This is a genomic window from Janthinobacterium sp. BHSEK (assembly GCF_056174685.1).
Map to the genome: position 1 here is coordinate 63,144 of NZ_JBWBYV010000034.1, position 17,184 is coordinate 80,327.

The following is a 17,184-nucleotide window of genomic DNA, read 5'->3' on the forward strand; positions in this document are numbered from 1 at the left end:
AATCCCGCAACAATGACTGATCCGATCAACCAGGACGCCGCAGCGCGGGTCCTGGCACTCACGGCCGAACTCAATCGGCACCTGCACGCCTACCACGTGCTCGACAATCCCACCATCCCAGACGCCGAGTACGACAAGCTGTTCGTCGAACTGCAGGTGCTGGAAGCGGCCCATCCTGACTTGCTGCAACCTGATTCGCCCACCCTGCGCGTGGGCGCGGCGCCCTTGCCGCAATTCGAGCAAGTCACGCACACGGTGCCGATGCTGTCGCTGAACAATGGTTTCACCGATGACGACATCGTCAATTTCGACCGCCGCGTGCGCGAAGGCCTGGGCCTCGATGCGCAGGACGTCGCGTATGCGGCCGAAGTGAAATTCGACGGCCTGGCCATCAACCTGCGCTATGAGCACGGCCTGTTCGTGCAGGCGGCCACGCGCGGCGATGGCGCCACGGGCGAAGACGTGACGGCGAATATCCGCACCATTTCCGGCATCCCGCTGCGCTTGCATGGCGACAAGATTCCCGCCTTGCTCGACGTGCGCGGCGAAGTGATGATGTTCAAGGGCGATTTTGCCCGCCTGAACGAACGCCAGCGCGAAGCGGGACACAAGGAATTCGCCAACCCCCGCAATGCGGCGGCCGGCAGCCTGCGCCAGCTCGATTCGCGCATCACGGCGCAGCGCAAGCTGCGTTTCTATGCCTACGGCATCGGCGCCCTCGATGGCGCGGCCATGCCGGCCTCGCATTCTGCCTTGCTCGACTGGTACGAGACCTTGGGCATTCCCGTGTCGAAGGAGCGCCGTGTGGTGCAGGGCGCGCGGGGATTGCTTGCCTACTACGCCGATATCGGTGCGCGCCGCCCCGCATTGCCGTATGAGATCGACGGCGTCGTCTACAAGGTGAACGCGACGGAAGACCAGCAGGAGCTGGGCTTTGTCTCGCGCGCGCCGCGTTTTGCGCTGGCGCACAAGTTTCCCGCCGAAGAAGCGATGACGCAGGTGCTGGGCATCGACATCCAGGTGGGCCGCACGGGCGCGATGACGCCCGTGGCGCGCCTGGCGCCCGTCTCCGTGGGCGGCGTGACGGTGACCAACGCCACCTTGCACAATGAAGACGAGGTGCTGCGCAAGGATGTGCGCGTGGGCGATACCGTCGTCGTGCGGCGCGCCGGCGACGTGATTCCCGAAGTGCTGTCCGTGGTGCTGGAGAAGCGTCCGGAACCGGCGCCGCTGCCGTTCAAGATGCTGGAAGCGTGTCCCGTCTGCGGCTCGCACGTGGTACGCGAAGAGGGCGAGGCGATTGCCCGCTGCTCGGGCGGCCTGTTCTGCTCGGCGCAGCGCAAGGAGGCGTTCCGTCACTTCGCGGGCCGCCGCATGATGGATATCGAGGGGCTGGGGGAACGTTATATCGATACCCTGGTCGAACTCGAATACGTGCATGGCCTGGCTGACCTGTACAGCCTGACGCTGGAAAAACTGCTGGAAATGAAGCTGCGCGCCGACGAACGCGATGGTTCCACGCCGGAAACAGTGCAACAAGGCAAGATTCCCACCAAGTGGGCGGAAAACCTGCTGGCCGGCATCGAGGCCAGCAAGCGCCCGCCGCTCGAACGTTTCCTGTTCGCCCTGGGCATCCGCCACGTGGGCGAATCGACGGCGAAGACCCTGGCCGAGTGGCTGGGCAGTCTGGCCTATGTGCGGCAGGCGCCGGCCGCCTTGCTGCGCGTGCTGCCCGACATCGGCGGCACCGTGGCTGAATCGATTGCCGATTTCTTTGCCGAAGAAAAGAATCAGCAGGCGTTGCAGGCTTTGCTGGACGCGGGCGTCACGCCGCAGGGCGAACACGCGCCCAGCGCCAAGCTGCGCACGCAGCTCGAACAAACCACCTTGCTGGCCGCCATCGGCATCCCGAAGCTGACGGAGCCGCGCAGCAGGCAATTGGTCGAGCGGGGCGTGACCCTGGCCAGTCTGGCGGCGCAGGGCGCCAGCTTCCACGCGGGCTTGCCCGCCGCCGTGGCCGAAGCGCTGGCGCAATGGCTGGCCGATGAGGGTAATGTCAAGCTGCTTGGTCAACTGGACGCCCTGCGAAATGAATTACTGTCACAATTGCCTGAAATGCCAGCCGCTGGCGGCAAGCTGGACGGCAAGACCTTCGTTTTGACGGGCACCTTGCCCAACATGAGCCGCGACGAGGCAGCAGAGCTGATCGAGGCGGCCGGTGGCAAGGTCAGCGGCTCAGTGTCGAAGAAGACCAGTTACGTCGTGGCCGGCTCGGACGCCGGCAGCAAGCTGGCCAAGGCACAGGAACTGGGTGTGGCCATACTCGACGAGGCTGGCTTGCTGAACCTGTTGGCGCAAGACTAATTATTCAAAACATTACAGAAGACCCATGAAAAAAATCAGAAAAGCAGTCTTTCCCGTCGCCGGCCTGGGCAGCCGTTTCTTGCCTGCGACCAAGGCGCAACCGAAGGAAATGCTGCCCATCGTCGACAAGCCCTTGATCCAGTACGCAGTGGAAGAAGCGGTGGCGGCGGGCATCACGGAAATGATTTTCATCACGGGCCGCAACAAGCGCGCCATCGAAGACCATTTCGATACGGCCTATGAGCTCGAGTCGGAACTGGAAGCGGCCGGCAAGCGCCAGTTGCTGGAAATGGTGCAAAACGTCATTCCCAAGCACATCAATTGCATTTACATCCGCCAGTCGGCGCCGCTGGGCCTGGGGCATGCCGTGCTGTGCGCCCGTCCCGTGATCGGCGACGAGCCGTTTGCCGTCTTGCTGGCCGACGATTTCATGGATGTGGAAGAGGGCGTGCGCCCCGTGCTGGCGCAGATGACCGATGTCTTCCAGTATGAAAATTGCTCGCTGCTGGCGGTGCAGGATGTGCCGCGCGCGGAAACCAAGCAGTACGGTATCGTGTCGGCAAAGAATTATCAGCCCGATCTGGAACTGGTTTCGGCCATCGTGGAAAAACCCGCGCCCGAAGAGGCGCCATCGACCCTGGCCGTGGTGGGACGTTATGTGCTGACCAGCCGCATCTTTAACCACCTGGAAAATATCGGCACGGGCGCCGGTGGCGAAATCCAGTTGACGGACGGCATCGCCGCCCTGATGCGCGAAGAGCGCGTGCTGGCTTACCGCTATCAGGGGCAGCGCTATGACTGCGGCTCCAAGCTGGGTTATCTGAAAGCAACGACGGCGATGGGCATGAAACATCCGGAAACGGGGGCGGCCTTCCGCACCTATCTGCAAGAACTGCAAGCGGCACTGGAAGCAAAATGACGATACGTGAAATTCTGAAGATGGGCGATCCGCGCCTGCTGCGGATGGCCGAGCCCGTACGTGAATTCGATACGCCCGAATTGCGTGCCTTGATCGCCGACATGTTCGACACCATGCATGCGGCTAATGGCGCGGGCCTGGCGGCGCCGCAGATCGGCGTCAACCTGCAGCTGGTGATCTATGGCTTCAAGCAGAACCTGCGCTATCCCGACGCGCCGCAAGTGCCGGAAACCGTGTTGATCAACCCCGTGCTGACGCCTTTGTCGGAGCGCAAGGAAGAGGGTTTCGAGGGCTGCCTGTCCGTGCCCGGCCTGCGCGGCAGCGTGCCGCGCTGGAGCGAGCTGCACTATGAGGGCGTCGACCAGTTCGGCCAGCCCATCAGCCGCGACTGCGACGGCTTCCATGCCCGCGTGGTGCAGCATGAAGTGGACCATCTGCACGGCATCCTGTATCCGATGCGTATCGTCGACTTCACGCAGTTCGGATTTACTGACGTCATGTTCCCGGATTTGGACCCGAACGACGACGATTGATCGGCACCTGCCTCATGACTGTGATCATCAAGTATAAAAATGGCCGCGCAGCATTAGCTGCGCGGCCATTTTTTATGCCTGGGGCAAACCTGCGAACCTAACGCACCTTGCGGCTGCTGCCCAGGTTGTCGAGCAAGGTTTTCAGCTCATCCTGCATGGCATCCGTCAGGTTCAGGAAGCGGCAGCCGATCTGCACCTGCTCGCCCAGCAGGAAGGAGCGGAAGGTGCGCGACAGGCGGATTTCCAGGTCGGCGATCATGACCTTGTCCGGCCCCAGTTCCAGGCGCACGCGCGACAGCTTGCGGCCCACGTACAGGCCCACCGTGTCGCGCGGATGGGCGCGCATGCCGATGCCGCCGGCCGAGAAATCATACAGCTGCAATTCATACGGACGGCCCTCGAGCACGAAGGCGGCCAGGTAGTACACGCCCAGCGGCGTTTCCAGGCGCGCCGATTCACGCCGTTCCAGCACCAGGCAATGGCTGGGGAAGTTCGTCAGGTAGACGTTCGGCCGCTCGGGATACGCTTGCCATTCGCCATTGATGGTGAATTGCAGTTTGGCGCTTTGCACCCACGACACAAACGTGGCGCCACCTGGCGGCAGGGTCGCGCCTTCATTGAGTTCCAGTACGAATTGCGGCAAGTCATCGTCGACGGACAGGATGCGCGCCAGGATGACGTCTTCGCCGCCCGTCGGGTAGATGGAAATGGCATCGCCGTTATCAGCCAGGCTGCACAGGGTTTCGCCGATATCCCACGGATCGCTCATATGGTGCGGCTTGGTGCCGGGCGCCATCGGCTCGGCCACGTCAGCCAGGCTGGGCGCGCCTTTGCGCAGGGGATTGGGGATGGGATCGTTCACGACAGCGTATCTCTTTTATTCTAATGGGGAATAGTGTATAGGTTTAAGGCAATATTTACTAAGTAAATCACAATAATTAATTTTATATCACTATATTCCTGTTGCTTATATATATCCTGGCCTGGCCTGGCCTGGCCTGGCATGCCGCCCTGACGTCGCCGCTTAAAACTGTTCGTCCGCGCTCAGATAGCGCCATTGGCCCGTCGGCAAGTCGCCCAGCTTGACCTTGCCGATGCGCACGCGTTTCAATCCCAGCACTTTCAGGCCCACGGCTTCGCACATGCGGCGGATCTGGCGTTTCTTGCCTTCGCGTAAGGTAAAGCTCAACTGGTCTTCATTTTGCCAGCGCACCTTGGCCGGCAGTAGCGGCTTGCCGTCGAGCCACAGGCCGTGGTTGAGTCTTTTCAGTTCGCTGTCGGGCAGGGTGCCGCCCTTGGTGTAGCTGACGCGCACCAGGTATTCCTTGTCGATGTCGGTATCGTGGCCGATCAGCTGCTTGGCTACGCGTCCATCCTGCGTCAGGACCAGCAAGCCGACGGAATCGATGTCCAGGCGGCCGGCGGCCACCAGGCTGCGCAGCTGGGTCGGGTGGAACTGTTCCGGGCTGCGGTCTTCCGCCCAGCGGTTTTCCGCCTTGATCAGGGCCACGGCGGGCGTGTAGCCGTCTTCGGCCTGGCCGCTGACGTAGCCTACCGGTTTGTTGATCAGCACGGTGACGCGCTTCGACTGCTCGGCCGCCGCCTGGCGTTCCACGGTGACGCGCTGGCTCGGGTAGACCTTGCTGCCCAGCTCGGACACCACCTTGCCATCCACGCGGACCCAGCCGCGGGCGATCCATTCATCGGCTTCGCGGCGCGAGCACAGGCCCAGTTCGGACATGCGTTTGGACAAGCGTAATAATTCTTCGGTCATGTTGTTTCAGTTTCAGTAAGGGTAGGCGCTGCGCGGAAAGCTTACACTTTCAGCGCATCGAGTAAATCGGTTTCCAGCAATATCTGGTTGCGGGCATTGTTGAGCGCGGGGCCGTCGACGAGGAAGACATCTTCGACCCGCTCGCCCAGGGTCATGATCTTGGCCGTGTGCAAGTTGATGCGGTACTTGGTCAGCACGTTGGCGATCGCATACAGCAAGCCCGTGCGGTCGTTGGCGGCCACCGACAGCAGGTAGTACTGGCCCTTTTCATCGGGCCGCAAGTCCACCGTCGGCTGGAAGGGGAAGGTGCGCGACAGGCGCGACAGCCGTCCCTTGCCCGGCGGCGGCAGCGGCGTCTGCGACTGCAGCAGCTCGCCCAGCTCATGCTCGATCAGGCTGATGATGTCGCGGTAGCTCTTGGCGAAGTTCTGCTCGGTGACGAGGAAGGTGTCGAGCGCATAGCCATTTTTCGTCGTGTGGATCTTCGCGTCGAGGATGCTGAAATTCTTGCGGTCGAAATAGCTGCAGATGCGCGCGAACAGGTCGGGCTGGTCGGGAATATATACGGCCACCTGCAAGCCTTCGCCGATGGGCGCCAGCCGGCATTTTACCACCGGCAACTTGCTGTCAAGCTTGTCGTACAGCGAGCGCGTCTGCCAGGCGATGTCGGACGCGTCGTGGCGCAGGAAATACGCCACGTCCAGCTGCTGCCACAGCTTTACATGCGCATCGGGCGGCAAGCCGTACAGGCGCAGGGTGGCCAGCGCCTCCTGCTGACGGTTCTTGAGCTCGCGGTCGGCCGTGTGCGGCTCGCCGCCCAGCACGCGCAGGGTGATCTTGTACAGGTCTTCCAGCAGCTTGCCCTTCCAGGCATTCCACACTTTCGGGCTGGTGCCGCGGATGTCGGCCACCGTCAGCAGGTACAGGCCCGTCAGGTGGCGCTCGTCCTTGACCACTTTCGCAAAGGCGGCGATGACGTCCGGGTCGGACAAGTCCTGCTTTTGCGCCACTTGCGACATGGTCAGGTGATTTTCCACCAAGAAGGCGACCAGTTCCGTGTCCTCGGCAGACAGGCCGTGGTCCTGGCAGAACTGGGTGGCGTCGGCCACGCCCAGTTTCGAGTGGTCGCCGCCGCGCCCCTTGGCGATGTCGTGGAACAGGGCTGCCACGTACAGCAGCCACGATTGCGAGAAATCGGCCATCAGCTGGCTGCAGAACGGGTATTCGTGCGCGTGTTCGCTCATGGTGAAGCGGCGCATGTTGCGCACCACCATCAATATGTGCTGGTCGACCGTGTACACGTGGAACAGGTCGTGCTGCATCTGGCCCACGATGCGGCGGAAGTTCGGCAGGTAGCGCCCCAGGATGCTCATCTCGTTCATGCGCCGCAGCGCATGGATGATGCCGACCGGGGCTTGCATGATGCGCAGGAAGAGGGCGCGGTTGACGGGATCCTGGCGGAAGGCGGCGTCGATCTTGAAGCGCGCGTGCCACAGGGCCCGCGTGGCGCGCGAGGTCATGCCCTTCAGGGCCGGGCGCTCCGTCATCAGGACGAAGATTTCCAGCATGGCCGACGGGTGTTGCTCGAAGGTATTGTCAGCGCTGATGTCGATCAGGCTGTTGACTTCATTGAAACGTTCGTTGATGGGCACGGCCACGTCGTCTTGCGGAAACAGCCGCGCTTCGATGTTTTGCAGCAAAATCGTGTTGAGCTGGGTCACCGTCTTGGCGGCCCAGTAATAGCGCTGCATGAGGAATTCGCTGGCGCGGCGCATGTGCGGCCCGCTGCCCGTCGCCTGCAGGCCCAGCGATTCCGCGATCGCCGTCTGCACGTCGAACACGAGGCGGTCTTCGCGCCGTCCCGCATGCAGGTGCAGGCGCACGCGGATATCCTTGAAGGCGCGCTCCTTTTCCATCAGCTGGCGCGCTTCCGTCAGGGTGATCAGGCCGCCCGTGGCCAGGGTGCGCCACGAGTTCGCCAGGCCGGCCGCCTTGGCGACCCAGAGGATGACCTGCAGGTCGCGCAAGCCGCCCGGGCTTTCCTTGCAATTCGGTTCCAGGCTGAAGGCCGTGTCCTCGTACTTGGCATGGCGCTGGCGCATTTCCGCCGTTTTTGCCTGGAAAAACGCCTGCGGGTCCATGGCCGCGTCATAGCGCTGCTGCAATTGCGCGAACAGGTCCGCGTTGCCGCACACGAGGCGCGCTTCGAGCAGGCTCGTCTGCACGGTGATGTCGGCCTTCGATTCGACCATGCACTCCTCGACCGTGCGGATGCTGTGGCCGATTTCCAGGCCCAGGTCCCACAGCAGCTGCACCAGTTCCTCGAGCTTTTCCTGCGTGGCGGCATCGGGCGCCTGTTGCAGCAGGATCAGCAGGTCGACGTCGGAATACGGAAACAGTTCGCCGCGGCCATAGCCGCCCACGCCCACCAGGGCCGTGCCGGGCGGCAAGCCCGCTTCCTGCCAGGCGCGCGCCAGCACGCCGTCGACGCTGTGGCGCAGGCTGCGCAGCAGTTTTTCAGGCTTGCCGTCGGCCTGGAAGGCCGCGATGACGACCTGGCGGTCGGCTTTCAGTTGCTGTTTCAGCTGTTCCCGAACTTGCTTTTTCATCTGGGCCCTGGGTGGCGGTGGGTCGGGTTTGATCGATCAGGCTTTATTGACGATAAAGGCGGGCGGCGGCGGCATGCCGGGCGAGACGGTCAGCACTTCGTAGCCCGTTTCCGTCACCAGCACCGTGTGTTCCCATTGCGCCGACAGGCTGCGGTCCTTGGTCTTGATGGTCCAGCCATCGTTCATTTCGCGGATTTCGCGGCGGCCCGAATTGATCATCGGCTCGACGGTGAAAATCATGCCCGCTTCCAGGCGCTCGAGGGTGCCAGGTTTGCCGTAATGCAATACTTGCGGTTCTTCATGGAAGACCTTGCCGATGCCGTGGCCGCAGAATTCGCGCACCACGCTGTAGCCGGCCTTTTCCGCATGCTGCTGGATGGCGTGGCCGATATCGCCCAGGTGGGCGCCCGGCTTGATCTGGTCGATTCCCAGCCACATGCACTCATAGGTGATTTCCGACAGGCGCTTGGCCAGGATAGTCGGCGTGCCGACGAGGAACATGCGGCTGTTGTCGCCGTGGTAGCCATCCTTGATGACGGTGATGTCGAGGTTGACGGAGTCGCCGCTCTTGAGGACCTTGTCGCCTGGAATGCCATGGCAGATGACGTCGTTGACGGAGGTGCAGATGGCCTTCGGGTAGGGCGTGTAGCCGGGCGGGCAGTAGTTCAGCGGGGCAGGGATGGTGCCCTGCACGTTGACCATGTATTCATGGCACAGGCGGTCCAGTTCGCCCGTCGTGACGCCGACCTTGACGAAGGGCGTGATGTAGTCGAGTACTTCGGCGCCGAGCTTGCCTGCAACGCGCATGCCTTCGATGTCGGCGGCGGTATTGATACGGATGGTGGACATGGTGTGATTCGCAATCTGCAAGAATTCAGGTGAAAAGCACAGACGATTCCTGCTGTAGGGGGAAAAGTCTGCAAATATGCCGAAATTATAAACGAGGCGCCCTGAATCCGCCGCCTCCTTCCTATGGCCGGGAAGGGAATTATGTGTGGAAAATGGATGAAAAGGCGGTGCCGCCACGCCTTGCACCATCGTGGTGCATTGGCTGTGTCCATCGGGCGCGCGATTTGCGGCGTGGACTTGATGCTGCGGGCATTTCAGTGTAGAATCCCGGGTTGCTTGAATTCTCTTTTAAGCAATGCAGCAAAACAGTGTCTTTAATTTATATAAACACGCGAATCCGGTCGACAAGGGTGCCTGTATGGTGACTGATCGGATTCCAGACCCAACCCTGGAGTTAATAATGTCCGTAACAATGCGCGAAATGCTGGAAGCCGGTGTCCACTTTGGTCACCAAACCCGTTTTTGGAATCCAAAAATGGCACCGTTCATCTTCGGCCATCGCAACAAGATCCACATCATCAACCTGGAAAAAACCATGGCGATGTACCAGGACGCAATGAAGCACGTGCGTCAACTGGCTGCAAACCGTGGCACCATCCTGATGGTTGGCACCAAGCGTCAAGCTCGCGAAATCATCGCTGCTGAAGCACAACGCGCTGGCGTGCCTTTCGTTGATCAACGTTGGTTGGGCGGCATGCTGACCAACTTCAAGACGATCAAAACCTCGATCAAGCGTCTGAAGGACATGGAAGTGATGATCGAAGACGGTTCGATCGAGAAGCTGTCGAAAAAAGAAGCGCTGATGTTCTCCCGCGAAATGATCAAGCTGCAAAAATCGATCGGCGGCATCAAGGACATGGGCGGCGTTCCTGACGCAATCTTCGTCGTCGACGTCGGCTACCACAAAGGTGCGATCACCGAAGCAGCTAAGCTGGGTATCCCGGTCATCGGCGTTGTCGATACCAACCACTCCCCAGAAGGCGTGAACTTCGTGATCCCAGGTAACGATGACTCCTCGAAAGCCATCATGTTGTACGCTCGCGGTGTTGCTGATGCAATCATCGAAGGCCGTGCAGCTGCCGGTAACGAAGTTGTTGAAATGGTTAAAGCAGCCGCTGGCGACGAATTCGTCGAAGTAAACGAACAGGCTTAATGGCCAGGCTATCGCAGGATAGCCGTTTGTAAGCACAGCAGTAAGGGAAAAGGGGTGGCAGCAGCTCCCCCTTTTTTTTAACAAAAAAACGATAGTGACCGCTGGCGAGGCATGCATGCCCGGCCGCGACTATCGACTCACCGAATCAGGAGAAACACATGGCAGCGATTACAGCAGCGATGGTAGGCGAATTGCGCGGCAAAACCGACGCACCAATGATGGAATGCAAAAAAGCACTGACCGAAGCCGAAGGCGACATGGCGCGTGCGGAAGAGATCCTGCGCGTCAAGCTGGGCGGCAAGGCATCGAAAGCATCGGCGCGCATCACCGCTGAAGGCGTCGTGGCAACCTACATCGCCAACGGCGTAGGCGCCCTGGTCGAAGTCAACTCGGAAACCGACTTCGTTGCGAAAAACGACGATTTCCTGGCACTGGCCAACAACGCTGCCCGTCTGGTAGCGGAACACAACCCGGCTGACGTCGCTGCCCTGCTGGCCCTGCCGCTCGACGGCAAGACCCTGGACGAAGTGCGCGCTGCCCTGATCGGCAAGATCGGCGAAAACATGACCATCCGCCGCTTCCAGCGTTTCGAAACCAGCGCCAAGCTGGCTTCGTACCTGCACGGTTCGCGCATTGGCGTGATCGTCGAATTCGACGGTGCCGATGAGCAAGTGGGCAAAGACGTGGCCATGCACATCGCTGCCATGAAGCCAGTATCGCTGTCGTCGAACGAAGTGCCAGCGGAACTGATCGAAAAAGAGCGTTCGGTTGCCCAACTGAAAGCCGAAGAAGACGCAGCCAAAGCGGCCGCCGAAGGCAAGCCAGCGCAATCGCCGGAAATCCTGGCCAAGCGCCTGGAAGGTTCCGTACAGAAGTTCCTGAAAGAAGTTTCGCTGCTGAACCAGGCTTTCGTGAAAAACGACAAGCTGTCGGTTGAGCAAATGCTGAAGGCGGCTAACACCAGCGTCAAAGGTTTTGCCATGTACGTGGTAGGCGAGGGCATCGAGAAGAAGCAAGACGACTTCGCAGCAGAAGTCGCAGCACAGATGGCTGCCTCCCAGGGAGCGTAAGTAAAGCGGGCCGAGAGGCCCGTTTTTTTGGCCCGCCCGCACCTGTCGTGCCGGGCGGCGGCATGGGCAGCTTCCTCCCGCCTATCCGGCGCTGCAAGGCGCTGCGCCATGTCATACTCGAATAACCTCATTTATGGAGCCCCAGCTCATGTCAAAACCAGCCTACAAGCGCGTCCTCCTCAAGTTGTCCGGCGAAGCCCTGATGGGCGATGATCCCTACGGCATCAACCGCGCCACGATCGAGCGCATGGTGGCCGATGTGGCCGAGGTGGCGAAGTTGGGTGTGGAACTGGCAATCGTGATTGGCGGCGGCAATATCTTCCGCGGCGTCGCGCCTGGCGCGCAAGGCATGGACCGTGCCACCGCCGACTACATGGGCATGCTCGCCACCGTGATGAACGCACTGGCCCTGGCCGATGCCATGCGCCATGTCGGTATCACCGCGCGCGTCATGTCGGCCATCGGCATCGAACAAGTGGTCGAGCCGTACGTCCGCCCGAAAGCCCTGCAATACCTGGAAGAAGGCAAAGTGGTCGTCTTCGCCGCCGGTACCGGCAATCCGTTCTTCACCACCGACACGGCAGCCGCCCTGCGCGGTTCCGAGATCAGCGCCGAGATCGTCCTGAAGGCCACCAAGGTCGACGGCGTCTACACGGCCGATCCGAAGAAGGATCCGAACGCCACCCTGTTCCACACGATTACGTTCGACGACGCCATCGCCAAGCACCTGCAAGTGATGGATGCCACCGCATTCGCCCTGTGCCGCGACCAGAAGCTGCCCATTAAAGTGTTTTCGATCACCAAGCCAGGTGCGCTGATGCGTGTCATCATGGGCGAAGACGAAGGCACCTTGGTGCACGTATAAGGGAAGCGGAGCGCCGAGAAACCGTCCATGGCTGCGTTGCAGTGCCTGAGCCACGTTATGTACATTCGTAGCGTCTTCGGCGCCGCGCCTTGCCCTGAACGGTTTTCGGCACTCCCGACTGCGCTGGTGTTTTCATCGCAAGCGAAGTAGCAATATTCATTATTATCAAGACAAGGAGTACAGCAATGTCCTTAGCTGACGTTAAAAAGAATGCCCAGGAACGCATGACGAAATCGCTGGAAACACTGCGGGCCGATCTGGCCAAAGTGCGTACCGGCCGCGCCCATACGGGTATCCTGGACCACGTGATGGTCGAGTACTACGGTTCGCCGACGGCGCTGACCCAGGTGGCCAACGTGACCCTGATCGACGCGCGCACCATCGGCGTGCAGCCGTATGAAAAGAAGATGGCCAGCACCATCGAAAAAGCCATCCGTGACGCCGACCTGGGTCTGAACCCGTCGGCACAGGGCGACCTGATCCGCGTGCCGACGCCGCCGCTGACGGAAGAGCGCCGCAAGGAAATGGTCAAGCTGGTCAAGAGCGAAGCGGAAGACGCGAAGATTGCCGTGCGTAACATTCGCCGCGATGCGAACGAGTCGCTGAAGAAACTGGTCAAGGAAAAAGCCTGCTCCGAGGACGATGAGCGCCGCTCGTCGGAAGAAGTGCAGAAGCTGACGGACAAGTTTATTGCGGACATCGACAAGATGGTTGTCGACAAAGAAAAAGAAGTGCTGACGGTCTAGTTTTCAGTTCTTTTGACGCTGCCCGGGAAAGCATGGCTTTTCCGGGCAGTGCTATTTGGCGCATAATAGTTATCTTTTATTTTTGGTATTCGTGTTTTCATGATCTATTCGAGTTCGACAACGGCAGTACCTGAGGTGGGCACGGTGCCGCGCCATGTGGCAATCATTATGGATGGCAATGGTCGCTGGGCAACCAAGCGCTTCCTGCCGCGCGTGGCTGGCCACGTCAAGGGCGCGGACACCGTGCGCCGTGTCGTCGAGACCTGCCTCGACCGGGGCGTCGAATATCTGACGCTGTTTGCCTTCAGCTCGGAAAACTGGCGCCGCCCGGAAGAAGAGGTGTCGATGCTGATGCGCCTGTTCGTCACGATGCTGGAACGCGAGGTCGTACGCATGCACGCCAACGATATCCGCCTGAAGGTCGTAGGCGACATGTCGCGCTTCAATGCCCAGTTGCAGCAACTGGTGGCGGACGCCGAGCGCAAGACGGCGGGCAATACGCGCCTGACCGTGACGATTTGCGCCAACTATGGCGGCCGCTGGGACATCATGCAGGCAGTCAACAAAATGACGGCCGAGGCTGCCGTCAAGGGCCAGCCTGACGGGCACGCTTACACGGAAGAGCAACTGGCGCCGCACCTGGCCATGGCCTATGCGCCCGAGCCCGACCTGTTCATCCGCACGGGCGGCGAGCAGCGCATTTCCAATTTCCTCCTGTGGCAACTGGCGTACACTGAGTTGTTTTTTACCGAGACTTTCTGGCCTGACTTCAATGACGAGTGCCTCGACGCGGCAATCGCGTCTTACCAGCAGCGCGAACGGCGCTTTGGCCGTACCAGCGCGCAACTAACTGAAAAGACAAACTGATGCTGAAAACACGGATAATCACCGCCCTGGTCCTTCTGGCGGTCTTGCTGCCGGTTCTGTATCTGAATTATTTCCCCGCCTTCGCCGTGATCGCCACGGCGTTCTTCGGCGCCGCCGTCTGGGAAAGCTTCCGCATCTTCAAAAATCGCCAGGCGCTGCCGATCGCCGCCGTCTGGACCGCCGCCTTCGCCTATACGTTTTTTGTCGGTAACGGCATGGCGCAGCTCAATTTCTGGTTCGCCCTGTGCGTGGCCATCTGGCTGATCCGCTTCGTGCCCTCGCTGGCGACAGGCTTGCCGCCCACCGAAGGCCTGGGCAATACCTTGCTCAGCCTGGTGTACCCGGTGACCATCGTCGGCTGCTTCGTCGCCATCATCGCCTTGTTCCTGCATAGCCCCTTGTACCTGCTCTCCGTCATGGCCCTCGTGTGGATCGCCGATATCGGCGCCTATTTCTCGGGCAAGGCTTTCGGCAAGCGCAAGCTGGCGCCGAGTATTTCCCCAGGCAAATCCTGGGAAGGCGCCATCGGCGGCGGCATCGCCGTGCTGGCCATCGCCGCCATCACCATCGTGGCCGCGCCATCGCTGCCGGTGCTGCAAGACACCTTCGCCGTGCAGCTGCAATTGCGCCGCGGCTGGCCGCTGGCCTTGCTGGTGCTGCTATTGCTCGTCGCCGCCAGCATCGTCGGCGACCTGTTCGAATCCCAATTGAAGCGCCGCGCGGGCATCAAGGACAGCAGCAAGCTGCTGCCTGGCCATGGCGGCGTACTCGACCGTATCGACGCGTTGATCCCGGTCCTGCCATTTGCCGCCCTCGTGGCCAGCTGGCTTTAAGGAAACTCATGCAATACATCACCATTCTAGGCGCGACCGGCTCGATCGGCGTGTCCACCCTGGACGTGCTCGCGCGTCATCCGGAGCAATACAGCGTGTATGCGCTGAGCGCCCACAGCCGTGTGGCCGAACTGGCCGCCCAGTGTCTGCAATTCCGCCCCCGGCGCGCCGTCGTCGGCACGGCGGATGCCGCCCTTGAACTGACGCGCTTGCTGCGCGGGCAGGGCGTCGATACGCAGGTCGAGTATGGCGAGGACGCCCTGTGCGCCATCGCCAGCGCACCGCAAGTGACGGGCGTGATGGCGGCCATCGTCGGCGCCGCCGGCCTGGCGCCCACCCTGGCCGCAGCGCGTGCCGGCAAAAAAGTATTGCTGGCCAATAAAGAAGCGCTGGTCATGTCCGGCCAGCTGTTCATCGACGCCGTGCACGATAACGGCGCCGTGCTGCTGCCGATCGACAGCGAACATAACGCCATCTTCCAATGCATGCCGCACGCCCATGGCCGCGCGCCTGGCGCCGCCGGCGTGGCAAAAATCGTGCTGACGGCTTCCGGCGGCCCCTTCCTCACGCGCGACGTCGAGACGCTGGATAGCGTGACGCCGGACCAGGCGTGCAAGCATCCGACCTGGGCCATGGGACGCAAGATTTCCGTCGATTCGGCCACCATGATGAACAAGGGCCTGGAGGTGATCGAGGCGCACTGGCTGTTCGGCGCCCCGGCCGACCAGATCGAGGTGCTGATCCATCCGCAAAGCGTGATCCATTCGATGGTCTCGTACATCGACGGTTCCGTGCTGGCACAGCTGGGCAATCCGGACATGCGCACGCCGATCGCCCATGCGCTGGCGTATCCGCAGCGCATCGCTTCCGGCGTGGCGCAGCTGGACCTGGCGCAAGTGGCCACCCTGCAGTTCGAACGTCCCGATTTCCGCCGTTTCCCTTGCCTGGCGCTGGCCTTCGACGCCTTGCGCGCGGGCGGCACGGCGCCGGCCCTGCTCAACGCGGCCAATGAAGTGGCCGTGCAAGCGTTTCTTGACGAACAGATCGGCTTCCGCCAGATCGACCGCGTCATCGCCCACGTGATCGAGACGGTGCCGCACGGCGCCGCTTCGAGCATCGAAGCCGTGATGGAGCAGGACCGCCTGGCCAGAGCGGCCGCGCACGCGTACATCGCGCAAAGGCTGGCTGCATGACGCTCATCACCACCTTGCTGGCCTTTATCGTCGCGCTCGGTTCACTGATCACCCTGCACGAGCTGGGCCACTATTTGGTGGCGCGCTGGTGCGGCGTGAAAGTGCTGCGTTTCTCGATCGGCATGGGAAAAGTGGTGTATTCGCGCAAGTTTGGCAAGGACCAGACGGAATGGGCGATTTCCGCGCTGCCGCTGGGCGGTTATGTCAGCATGCTCGACAGCCGTGCGCAAGACCTCAGCGACTTGCCGGAAAGCGAATTGCGCCGCGAATTCACGCGCCAGAGCGTGTGGCGCCGCATCGCCATCGTGGCCGCCGGCCCGCTGGCCAATTTCCTCGTCGCCATCGTGCTGTACGCGGGCCTGTTCATGCATGGCATCGAAGAGCCGTCGAGCAAGCTCGGTCCCGTGGCCGAACAGACGGCCGCCTTTGCGGCCGGCTTGCGCAGCGGCGATACGGTCGAGTCGGTGAATGGCAAGGCCGTGGCCAGCTGGTCCGAACTGCGCTGGGAACTGATCCAGGCCACCCTCGACAAGCTGCCGGCGCGCATCGAAGTGCGCCGCCCCGACCGTGGCCAGCAGGAAGCGGCCTTGCCGACGGCCAGCCTGACGGAAACGGACCTGGAAGGCGACGTGCTGGGCAAGCTGGGCCTGACCATGGCCCGTTCCGCGCCCACCTTGATGGAAATCATGCCCGGTGGCGCCGCCGCGCGCGCCGGCCTGCAGAAAAACGACCAGATCCTGGCCATCGACGAACAGCCCGTGCACGACGTGGCGGCCGTCATCGCCACCCTGAGCCAGGCGCCTGGCCGAACCCTGCAATTGCAGCTCTTGCGTCAGGGCCAGGACCTGACCCTGTCGATTACGCCGGACGCCGTGCCGGGCGCCGGGGCAGAGGGAGCTGTAACAGTTGGTAAGATACAGGCAAAGCTGGGACAGGTGCCGGATATGATCACCGTGGCATCGGGACCGTTCTCTGCCGTTGGCAAGGCGTCCGCCAAGGTCTGGGATACCAGTGTCATGAGCCTGAAAATGCTGGGCAAAATGATCACGGGCCAGGTGTCGCTGAAGAATGTGACGGGACCCATTACCATCGCCGATTACGCGGGTCAGACGGCGCGCATCGGCCTGGTAAGCTACCTGAGCTTCATCGCCTTCATCAGTATCAGTCTGGGCGTGATGAATTTGCTACCCATTCCTGTTCTGGATGGCGGGCATTTGCTGTATTATTCGCTGGAAGTTTTGACCGGACGCCCCTTGCCGGAGCGCGTAGGCGAGATTGCCCAGCGCTTGGGGATCGGTTTGTTGCTGACCTTGATGGTGCTTGCCGTCTTTAATGACGTGTTGCGATTGCTGAATTAGGGCGGTGGTTGATGCCATTGCGTGAGTCGCACAAGCAATCTTTTGTGTATG

The 17,184-nt window shown here is 61.5% G+C and carries 15 protein-coding genes; 11 read left to right on the forward strand and 4 right to left on the reverse strand.

Annotated elements, in window-relative coordinates; genetic code table 11:
- Positions 1–12 precede the first annotated feature (12 nt).
- The 3 genes from ligA to def are packed head-to-tail and all read left to right on the forward strand — an operon-like array spanning position 13 to position 3,816.
- Positions 13–2,364, forward strand: coding sequence for an NAD-dependent DNA ligase LigA (gene ligA / locus AC0V2Y_RS13880; RefSeq protein ID WP_475414247.1), 2,352 nt, complete (start codon positions 13–15; stop codon positions 2,362–2,364).
- A 25-nt stretch (positions 2,365–2,389) separates the two neighbouring features.
- Positions 2,390–3,283, forward strand: a complete 894-nt coding sequence (gene galU / locus AC0V2Y_RS13885) for a UTP--glucose-1-phosphate uridylyltransferase GalU (RefSeq protein ID WP_475414246.1) — start codon at positions 2,390–2,392, stop codon at positions 3,281–3,283.
- Positions 3,280–3,816 carry a peptide deformylase gene (def, locus tag AC0V2Y_RS13890; RefSeq protein WP_475414245.1) on the forward strand — a complete coding sequence of 179 codons (537 nt, stop codon included), beginning with the start codon at positions 3,280–3,282 and terminating at the stop codon, positions 3,814–3,816. The genes galU and def overlap by 4 nt, the downstream gene beginning before the upstream one ends.
- 97 nt (positions 3,817–3,913) lie before the next feature.
- On the opposite strand, the gene AC0V2Y_RS13895 is transcribed toward def, so the two are convergent.
- From AC0V2Y_RS13895 to map, 4 genes are all read right to left on the reverse strand, one after another.
- Positions 3,914–4,678: a flagellar brake protein gene (locus AC0V2Y_RS13895; protein ID WP_475414244.1), complete on the reverse strand. Its 765-nt coding sequence runs from the start codon at positions 4,676–4,678 to the stop codon at positions 3,914–3,916.
- A 162-nt stretch (positions 4,679–4,840) separates the two neighbouring features.
- Positions 4,841–5,590 (reverse strand): pseudouridine synthase, encoded by a 750-nt coding sequence (locus AC0V2Y_RS13900; protein WP_289915539.1) that lies wholly within the window; start codon positions 5,588–5,590, stop codon positions 4,841–4,843.
- A gap of 41 nt (positions 5,591–5,631) precedes the next feature.
- A complete protein-coding gene (locus tag AC0V2Y_RS13905) occupies positions 5,632–8,199 on the reverse strand; it encodes a [protein-PII] uridylyltransferase (protein ID WP_475414243.1) in 2,568 nt (855 codons plus the stop codon).
- A gap of 36 nt (positions 8,200–8,235) precedes the next feature.
- Positions 8,236–9,048, reverse strand: coding sequence for a type I methionyl aminopeptidase (map, locus tag AC0V2Y_RS13910; RefSeq protein ID WP_326459945.1), 813 nt, complete (start codon positions 9,046–9,048; stop codon positions 8,236–8,238).
- A gap of 400 nt (positions 9,049–9,448) precedes the next feature.
- On the opposite strand from map, the gene rpsB reads away from it, so the two are divergent.
- The 8 genes from rpsB to rseP all read left to right on the forward strand — a co-directional run bounded on the left by rpsB (position 9,449) and on the right by rseP (position 17,133).
- Positions 9,449–10,201, forward strand: a complete 753-nt coding sequence (gene rpsB / locus AC0V2Y_RS13915) for a 30S ribosomal protein S2 (RefSeq protein ID WP_086137733.1) — start codon at positions 9,449–9,451, stop codon at positions 10,199–10,201.
- A gap of 158 nt (positions 10,202–10,359) precedes the next feature.
- Entirely contained in the window at positions 10,360–11,271 is a 912-nt protein-coding gene (gene tsf, locus AC0V2Y_RS13920) for a translation elongation factor Ts (RefSeq protein WP_086137734.1), read from the forward strand.
- 148 nt (positions 11,272–11,419) lie between these two features.
- Positions 11,420–12,136 (forward strand): UMP kinase, encoded by a 717-nt coding sequence (gene pyrH, locus AC0V2Y_RS13925; RefSeq protein ID WP_034752258.1) that lies wholly within the window; start codon positions 11,420–11,422, stop codon positions 12,134–12,136.
- Positions 12,137–12,321: 185 nt separating this feature from the next.
- On the forward strand, positions 12,322–12,882 hold the full coding sequence (gene frr / locus AC0V2Y_RS13930; protein ID WP_092715571.1) for a ribosome recycling factor: 561 nt from the start codon (positions 12,322–12,324) through the stop codon (positions 12,880–12,882).
- A 99-nt stretch (positions 12,883–12,981) separates the two neighbouring features.
- Complete coding sequence (gene uppS / locus AC0V2Y_RS13935; RefSeq protein ID WP_475414242.1) at positions 12,982–13,749, forward strand: polyprenyl diphosphate synthase; 768 nt, start codon at positions 12,982–12,984, stop codon at positions 13,747–13,749.
- Positions 13,749–14,582, forward strand: coding sequence for a phosphatidate cytidylyltransferase (locus AC0V2Y_RS13940; protein ID WP_475414241.1), 834 nt, complete (start codon positions 13,749–13,751; stop codon positions 14,580–14,582). The genes uppS and AC0V2Y_RS13940 overlap by 1 nt, the downstream gene beginning before the upstream one ends.
- An 8-nt stretch (positions 14,583–14,590) precedes the next feature.
- On the forward strand, positions 14,591–15,775 hold the full coding sequence (ispC, locus tag AC0V2Y_RS13945; protein WP_475414240.1) for a 1-deoxy-D-xylulose-5-phosphate reductoisomerase: 1,185 nt from the start codon (positions 14,591–14,593) through the stop codon (positions 15,773–15,775).
- Positions 15,772–17,133: an RIP metalloprotease RseP gene (gene rseP, locus AC0V2Y_RS13950; protein WP_475414239.1), complete on the forward strand. Its 1,362-nt coding sequence runs from the start codon at positions 15,772–15,774 to the stop codon at positions 17,131–17,133. Before ispC ends, rseP begins: the two co-directional genes overlap by 4 nt.
- Positions 17,134–17,184 lie beyond the last annotated feature (51 nt).

What these genes read in the sequence shown, in the direction of transcription:
- ligA (WP_475414247.1), top strand. Translation starts at nt 13, where the DNA reads ATGACTGATCCGATCAACCAGGACGCCGCAGCGCGGGTCCTGGCACTC.
- galU (WP_475414246.1), top strand. Translation starts at nt 2,390, where the DNA reads ATGAAAAAAATCAGAAAAGCAGTCTTTCCCGTCGCCGGCCTGGGCAGC.
- def (WP_475414245.1), top strand. Translation starts at nt 3,280, where the DNA reads ATGACGATACGTGAAATTCTGAAGATGGGCGATCCGCGCCTGCTGCGG.
- AC0V2Y_RS13900 (WP_289915539.1), bottom strand. Translation starts at nt 5,590, where the DNA reads ATGACCGAAGAATTATTACGCTTGTCCAAACGCATGTCCGAACTGGGC.
- AC0V2Y_RS13905 (WP_475414243.1), bottom strand. Translation starts at nt 8,199, where the DNA reads ATGAAAAAGCAAGTTCGGGAACAGCTGAAACAGCAACTGAAAGCCGAC.
- map (WP_326459945.1), bottom strand. Translation starts at nt 9,048, where the DNA reads ATGTCCACCATCCGTATCAATACCGCCGCCGACATCGAAGGCATGCGC.
- rpsB (WP_086137733.1), top strand. Translation starts at nt 9,449, where the DNA reads ATGTCCGTAACAATGCGCGAAATGCTGGAAGCCGGTGTCCACTTTGGT.
- tsf (WP_086137734.1), top strand. Translation starts at nt 10,360, where the DNA reads ATGGCAGCGATTACAGCAGCGATGGTAGGCGAATTGCGCGGCAAAACC.
- pyrH (WP_034752258.1), top strand. Translation starts at nt 11,420, where the DNA reads ATGTCAAAACCAGCCTACAAGCGCGTCCTCCTCAAGTTGTCCGGCGAA.
- frr (WP_092715571.1), top strand. Translation starts at nt 12,322, where the DNA reads ATGTCCTTAGCTGACGTTAAAAAGAATGCCCAGGAACGCATGACGAAA.
- uppS (WP_475414242.1), top strand. Translation starts at nt 12,982, where the DNA reads ATGATCTATTCGAGTTCGACAACGGCAGTACCTGAGGTGGGCACGGTG.
- AC0V2Y_RS13940 (WP_475414241.1), top strand. Translation starts at nt 13,749, where the DNA reads ATGCTGAAAACACGGATAATCACCGCCCTGGTCCTTCTGGCGGTCTTG.
- ispC (WP_475414240.1), top strand. Translation starts at nt 14,591, where the DNA reads ATGCAATACATCACCATTCTAGGCGCGACCGGCTCGATCGGCGTGTCC.
- rseP (WP_475414239.1), top strand. Translation starts at nt 15,772, where the DNA reads ATGACGCTCATCACCACCTTGCTGGCCTTTATCGTCGCGCTCGGTTCA.